This window comes from Psychrobacter sp., from assembly GCF_030457785.1.
Classification (GTDB): Bacteria; Pseudomonadota; Gammaproteobacteria; order Pseudomonadales; family Moraxellaceae; genus Psychrobacter.
In genome coordinates this window covers 1-5,395 of record NZ_JAKDUI010000186.1, presented here as the reverse complement: position 1 = coordinate 5,395, position 5,395 = coordinate 1, and the positions used below count along the sequence as shown (strand labels likewise).

The window sequence follows — 5,395 nt, the reverse complement described above, 5'->3', positions numbered from 1 at the left end:
ACTACGCTATGCTTTAGGTTGGCAATATATCTCTGGTTTTGCGTAAGTCCTAATATCAAATGGAAGTCATACACAACATGAACACATAACTAACAATATAAGGCCGCATGAGTCTTTAGAATAGCGTGAGCTTACCAGCTATGGGTTTGTGACTCTAAAATCTTACGCTTTATACTTCTGTATTATGTAATAGGTATGAAATGTAGAGTGAAACTTGCAATTTTATTGTTACTCAATTGTACAAATACTTCCCCTGCAAATTAAAACCCTATAGAATGCGTGGAAGCTGAGTAGTAGTAACTAAATCTAGTTGAACTCCGAAAAAATTCGGAATTCACCCTTTTTAGCGATTGGTTACGGCTACTGTTATCGCTTATTTCATTTTCCGGAGAAAAAACTATGAACATTAAATTACTTGCTTTAGCTGGTATCATGACTGCTTCTATGGGCCTAGCTGCTTGCAGCAGCAACACTGAAGAAGCTGCTGACGACTTACAAGACGCGCAAGAAGAAGTGCAAGACGCTGAAGCAGAAATGACTGAAGCTGTTGAAGACGGCGAAGTTGTTGCTGAAGATACTGAAGCCGCTGTTGCCGAAGCTGAAGCTGACATCGCTGACGCTGAAGAGATGCTCGCTCCTGAAGAAGTGGAAGCTGAAGTTCCTGTAGACGGCGAAGCTGAAGCTGTTGAAGCTGCTGACGACGAAGTTGTAGTAGTTGAAGAAGAAGCTCAGTAATCTTATTGTTCGTACAATAGTACTGAAAAAAAAGAGAGCCTATGCTCTCTTTTTTTCTGTCTGCTATTTATTGATTGTGACCAATAGGACGCTAACACCTATCCTCTAACTATTGCTGTAACGCAAACAAACATTACAGCATTGCTTTTGCCCTCTGCACAAAGCACGTAACTTCCATGCCCAAAACAAATTCTTTAGCCACTAATACTCATAAATACCGTCATCAATATTGTCATTAATGCTGTGACTAAAACTAATGCCTAAATCTGCATTAAGCATCAAACAATCGCTCATCAACCTGTTGACGGAACTTCTGCCCTGTTTTGAAAGTCACCACACGTCGTGCAGAGACGGCAACTGGTTCGCCAGTCTTGGGATTACGACCCGGACGGCTATTTTTATCTTTAAGTTCAAAATTACCAAAGCCCGAAAGCTTGATTTCTTTGCCATCGATCAAACTCTCTGATAGTTCATCAAAAAAGCGCTCTACTAAACAACGACTGTCTTGTCTGGTTAGGTTCAGATGACTCATCAAGTGCTCAATCATATCAGATTTAGTCAAAGTGCTCACAGTGCGACTCCTATGCTATGTCGTGATGTCGAATATCTTGGTTCAGCGGTTTGAAAAAGGATGTCGGTCATTATAAAGGTTTTTTACTGTCTTTTTAACAACTACTGAAATAATTTCCTTTATTAATAACCACTTAACTCATTTTATTGCATGTTATGAATGACAATGCTCCATAGCCTAATGTATAAAAAGGCTACAGAGCATGGTATTTTTGAGTTTAAATGTTAGCTATCGCGCAACTGCACTGAATGCTGTTCCGTTAACGCTTGCACCACTTTATCAGTGGCTGTTTTTATCGCTTCATCAGATAACGTTTGCGTAGCATCTTGCCAAACCAGTGCAAAAGCCAACGAGCGTTGCCCTGCTGGTACATTGTCACCTTGATAAACGTCAAATAATCTCAGATCTGTCAAGAGCTCACCTGCCGCCGATCGTATCGTCGATTCTAAAGTCTGCAAGCTGATATCACTGTCTACCAAGATGGCAATATCACGACGTACTTGCGGGAACTTACTAGGCGTCGTAATTGCTTGTTGCTCACGAGCCAGACTGATTAGCGGAGCAAGTGACAACTGCGCCACCCATGTTTTTGGCAAATCCAGCTGCTTGGCAGTGTTCGGATGTAGCTGACCCAACCAACCAACGTAAGTATCATCAATATATAATTTGGCACTTTGGCCAGGGTGCAAAAATCTCAAAGCGCTACGCTCATAACGGATACGTGAGCGATCGATTTGGGCGGGTATTAGCTGTTCGATATCATGCTTCAGATCATAAAAGTCCAATGCACGATTTTCGTAGGCCTGTTCATCCCAAATATCACCGACTGCTACAAAAGCCATACTAGGCGTTTGTACCAAGTCACTAACACTTTGACCGACGAAGCTAAGACCTGTTTCAAAGAAACGTACCCGCGGTTGCTGACGATTCAGATTGTATTGTACACAAGGCAACAAACTAGACAGCAAAGTACGACGCATGACGGCCAAATCGCTAGAAATAGGGTTTGCCAGTGCTAATACTTCTCCCAACGCTTCATCATCGAGCAAGGTTTCAAGCTTCGCATCACTAAAGCTAAAGCTAATCGCTTCCATATAACCGTTATCGACCAACGCCAGCTTCATCTCATGTGTCAAGTCGGCCGTGTCATCATAATCCATGCTCACCTGCAAATGTGGTAGGACGCTTGGAATATTGTCATAACCATAAATACGGGCAATTTCTTCGATTAAATCTTCTTTGATACTCATATCAAATCGATAAGACGGTGGCACACAAACGAGTACGTCACTTTGCTGTTCTACTTCAAAGCCTAATTGCGTCAAGATGCGCACCATCTCTGATGTCTCAATCTCAATACCAATCACATCTCGAACTTTAGCAATTGGTAATGTAATCGGAGCGCGTACTGGCAACTGCTCAGGGCTTTCTACCGTCACTACCTGTCCGGCCTGACCACCAGTGATGCTAGTAATCAAGTCACAAGCACGTGCCAGTGCTAACTGTGGCAGCTCAAAATCCACCCCACGTTCAAAACGCTGTGATGCATCGGTATGCAAACCAAAACGGCGTGCGCGCGCTGCTATTGCCAGCGGACTAAAAAAGGCACTCTCTAACACGATATTGGTCGTACTGTCAGTCACACTACTACGCTGACCACCCATGATTCCCGCAAGGGCAAGCGCGCCTTCATCATCAGCAATAACCAACTCATCACCAGTTAGAGAGACAGTTTGCTCGTTTAATAAAGTCAATGTTTCTTCGGGCTGAGCCAAGCGCACCACGATGTCACCTTTGATCGTATCAGCATCAAACGCATGTAGAGGTTGACCAAGTTCCATCAACACGTAGTTCGTCACATCAACCAAAAAGTTGTGTGAACGTAGTCCTGACTGAACGAGTGCATCTGTCATCCACTTGGGGGTTTCGATACTGCGATCTATGTTACTGATCGACTGTAACAAATAGCGTGGACATGCCTCGCTTGCACTCACCGTCACCGTATTCGTTTCGTTGTTATCCGTGACCGCTATGTCACTATTTATCTCCGGCTGCTGCATCGGCAAATCATTGATAACCGACATCTCACGTGCAACACCACGGACACTAAAACAATCACCACGGTTTGGCGTGATAGAGATATCCAAAATCTGATTGTCTAATCCAAGATACTCACGGATATCGGTACCAATTGGCGCATCTTCTGGTAGCTCAAGCAGACCATCGATATCATCGACTAAATCAATTTCCGAAGCACCGCACAACATGCCGTTTGAAGCAACGCCGCGCAGTTTGCTCTTTTTAATTTTAAAGCCTTTGCTATCGTCACTCGGTAATACTGCACCAATGGTTGCCACTGGTACTTTCATACCTACCGTGACATTGGGCGCACCGCAAACAATTTGTAACGGTTCAGCCTCACCAATATTTACCTGTGTGACTCGCAACTTGTCGGCATCAGGATGCTGCTCGACACTCATCACTTCGCCTACCACCACACCACTAAAAGCGCGAGCAACTGCAAAGCGATCGTCAATCTCTAGCCCGGCCATAGTAAGTTGTTCAGCCAATTGCTCACTGGTATTGTTAGGGTTCACCCATTGACGTAACCACTGTTCGCTAATTTTCATAAATATCTCGGATCAGAATTTTATAATAAAGATTTTAGAATAAAGATTTTAGAATAAAGGTAGGACTATTAACCTGTCATATCAACAACAGCAAATCTAGCCAAACTGCTTTAAGAAGCGCACGTCGTTTTGGAAAAACAAGCGCAGATCATCAATGCCGTAATAGAGCATCGCAAAACGCTCGATACCCATGCCAAAAGCAAAGCCTGTATACTTCTCAGAATCAATACCACAGTTTGTCAGCACTTGTGGATGAACCATACCGCAGCCCATCACCTCTAACCATTTACCATTATCGTCTAGGATATCTACCTCAGCAGAAGGCTCGGTAAACGGGAAAAAAGACGGGCGGAAGCGAACGGTCAATTCTTTAGCAAAGAAGGCTTCTAAGAACTCACTGATCAACCCTTTTAGCTCAGCAAAGGTGCTCGACTCGGTCACCATCAGCCCTTCTAACTGATGAAACATCGGCGAGTGGGTCTGATCTGAGTCGTTACGATAAACACGGCCTGGACAGATAATCCGAATCGGTGGTTCATTGTTTTCCATGGTACGGACTTGCACTGGGCTAGTATGCGTACGCAATAAATAGTGAGCATCGAAATAAAACGTATCGTGCATCGCGCGGGCTGGGTGGTGCGATGGGATGTTTAACGCTTCAAAATTATAGTGATCGCTCTCGACTTCAGGTCCTGTTGCGACATTGAAGCCCGCTTGCACAAAATACTGCTGCATGCGCTGGGTGATCATAGTGACGGGATGTAGGTGACCTTTTTGACCACCACGAGCAGGCAAAGTGATATCAATGCGTTCACTTTCCAACTTGGCATTCAGTGCGGCTATCTCTAGCTGCTGCTGCATATCTGTCAGTGCCTGTTGAATACGGCTACGCACTCCATGCAGCCAGCCACCATAGGTTTTTTTATCATCGGCACTTAGCTTGCCCATCTGCTTTGACCAACCTGTCAGTTGGCTCTTCTTACCTGTCAACTGTACACGCAGATCTTGTAGCGTACGTGCATCGGATATTTGTAAGATCAACGCTTCAGCAGCACTGGCGAAGTCATTCAACTGGGATTCATTCAGCTCGCTGAGCTCAGAAGGCATGGTCGGTAGCGCCGACAAATCGTTGGTGGCAGCAGGGGTAGTCATAAGACGCATCGTTCCTGATTAAAACAGACTATTAATTGTAGGGGTTTGACCAAATATTGCAAACCATTTACGTGGTTACTTTCTATAGCTACTCATAACTATTTTAACCTAGCTACTTTTCGCCAAACTACTTTTTACTTAATAGCTTTTAAATACTAGCTTTCAAATAACAGCTTTTAAATAAAAACGAAAGATAATGGTGAGTTTAGAGCTGGTTTTATCAATGACTTGAATATTTAGACAACGAAATGTGCTTTGTTATCGTTAGATAATTCAATATAAAAAAAGCCACCGACTAGCGGTAGCT

At 43.8% G+C, this 5,395-nt stretch carries 4 protein-coding genes; 1 reads left to right on the top strand and 3 read right to left on the bottom strand.

Annotated features, from left to right (window positions below; genetic code table 11):
• The first annotated feature begins 399 nt into the window (after positions 1-399).
• Entirely contained in the window at positions 400-735 is a 336-nt protein-coding gene (locus L0J61_RS08915) for a hypothetical protein (protein WP_301466095.1), read from the top strand.
• 271 nt (positions 736-1,006) lie between these two features.
• Here L0J61_RS08915 and L0J61_RS08910 read toward each other — a convergent pair whose 3' ends face one another.
• From L0J61_RS08910 to pheS, 3 genes are all read right to left on the bottom strand, one after another.
• Positions 1,007-1,306: an integration host factor subunit alpha gene (locus L0J61_RS08910; RefSeq protein ID WP_301466094.1), complete on the bottom strand. Its 300-nt coding sequence runs from the start codon at positions 1,304-1,306 to the stop codon at positions 1,007-1,009.
• Between the two features lie 224 nt (positions 1,307-1,530).
• Positions 1,531-3,936, bottom strand: coding sequence for a phenylalanine--tRNA ligase subunit beta (pheT, locus tag L0J61_RS08905; protein WP_301466093.1), 2,406 nt, complete (start codon positions 3,934-3,936; stop codon positions 1,531-1,533).
• 96 nt (positions 3,937-4,032) lie between these two features.
• Complete coding sequence (gene pheS, locus L0J61_RS08900) at positions 4,033-5,088, bottom strand: phenylalanine--tRNA ligase subunit alpha (RefSeq protein WP_301466092.1); 1,056 nt, start codon at positions 5,086-5,088, stop codon at positions 4,033-4,035.
• Positions 5,089-5,395 lie beyond the last annotated feature (307 nt).

Coding starts and splice junctions, on each gene's coding strand:
- L0J61_RS08915 (WP_301466095.1), top strand. CDS start 400: ATGAACATTAAATTACTTGCTTTAGCTGGTATCATGACTGCTTCTATG.
- pheT (WP_301466093.1), bottom strand. CDS start 3,936: ATGAAAATTAGCGAACAGTGGTTACGTCAATGGGTGAACCCTAACAAT.
- pheS (WP_301466092.1), bottom strand. CDS start 5,088: ATGACTACCCCTGCTGCCACCAACGATTTGTCGGCGCTACCGACCATG.